Below are 1,560 nucleotides of genomic sequence, written 5' to 3'. Positions count from 1 at the left end.
ACCCAAGTTTGACAGTTTGCTAACTAACTCAATGGCAAAACTTAATTGACAGTTGGTAATTTATCTGCTCTTTTGCTATGTTCCTGCTGCTTTCTGGGTTAAAATTAGTGTGTTTATCGTATCAAAATTGGAATAAATTTCTTTTTTTCTCCCAGTTTCAAGCATTTCTATCGTAACTGTCAAATTCATCAGGCTGATTTTGATGAATTTTGGCGCAACCTGACTCAGTTCTTTGTAGTCATATCGCATCAGCGATATTACTAATTGCGCCAAAAAGCCAATGAGAATCGCTCCACAAAGACTTTTTGTCGTCCATACTCGCAGTGGCTTGATATTAATGTCATTTTTGAGAGATTGGAAAACTTTCTCAATTGAATCTTTCATTCGATAAATCTTTAATGCTTGACTTAATGTCAATTTCTCGCAAGAAACAAGGCAGAAAAAACCTTCTCTGCCACTAATTGAAGCACTTTGAACGAGCTTTCTTGCTTGTTCCTCGGTAAGATCTTTGAGTTTTGTTTGATAAGAATAGGTTATATCAACCAGTGGATTATTGAGCAAAAACCTAGCTGGCAAAGGCTTTCCTTTGCCCAATGCAGATTGAATCTCTTTTGCTTCAGTAAGCTTATGTTCCGCCATCCGAAGTTTAGCTTCGATTTGGTCACGCTTTAATTGTTCCGAAAAAAAGAAATAATCGAATCGACTGGGATACTCAATAATTATCCCATGAATCCCTTTTTCTTCATCAATGCAATTCTCTTTTGATTTGATAAACGATTTGATTCGTTTATCATCACTCTTATTCAACTTTTTGGCTGAAAGATATTTCATTTTGTGTGCAAGCACAAGATCAAGATTATCTTTGCTTTGTGCACCTTTGTCAAAGACAACCATTGAATCCAGTTTGAGGTGTTCACACACCTGCAAGAATGTCTTCTTGAAATGTGTTTGGTCATTAGTATTCCCTGTTTGCACAGTAAGACCAACCGGAATATTAATTGGTCCGCCCAATTGGGAAATACCAACTGTAATTTGTTTTTTATCTGGCCTATGGGCTCGGCTATAACCATATTCTCCCAATTCAGCTTTAGTGCCCCAAAGCACAAAGCTTGTCCAGTCCATGTTGATATCAGTATGAGGAAAATCATATAATTTAAACAAAGTAATCTGGAGAAGATGAATTATTTCTTCATAATTATCTCCCGCAATTTCTAGGACACGAAAAAGAGTGCGTTCTTCAAACGCACTCAACTCAAAGAGATTTAGTACATCTGTGCGATTAATCCAATCACTTGCACGAGAAGTGCTTTGGTTTTCTGTTAAACGGTAGGTAATCATAGCCTCAATAAGACCAATAATACCTATGCCTTTTTTCTTGTATCTTGAAAAGATATTCTCAAAATCAAGTTTTTCGCTGTATTTCTTCACCGCAAAGGCGGTTCCAACCGGAAGAGATATATTGTAGTTGGGTTTTATTGTTAACGTTCTTAGTTTAGTTTGTTTCATAGCAGAATCAAACTGCTAAGAACACTTTTTCTATTTATCTGTCAAACTTGGGTT

At 36.3% G+C, this 1,560-nt stretch carries 1 protein-coding gene; it reads right to left on the bottom strand.

What is annotated here, in order from left to right; all coding sequences use genetic code 11:
- Positions 1–75: 75 nt before the first annotated feature.
- Positions 76–1,506: a transposase gene (locus HY987_RS06305; RefSeq protein ID WP_292756742.1), complete on the bottom strand. Its 1,431-nt coding sequence runs from the start codon at positions 1,504–1,506 to the stop codon at positions 76–78.
- Positions 1,507–1,560 lie beyond the last annotated feature (54 nt).

Source organism: Methanobacterium sp. (genome assembly GCF_016217785.1).
In the GTDB taxonomy this organism is placed as follows: Archaea; Methanobacteriota; Methanobacteria; order Methanobacteriales; family Methanobacteriaceae; genus Methanobacterium.
The sequence above is the reverse complement of the archived record's forward strand: the minus strand, read 5'-3'. Positions and strand labels throughout refer to the sequence as shown.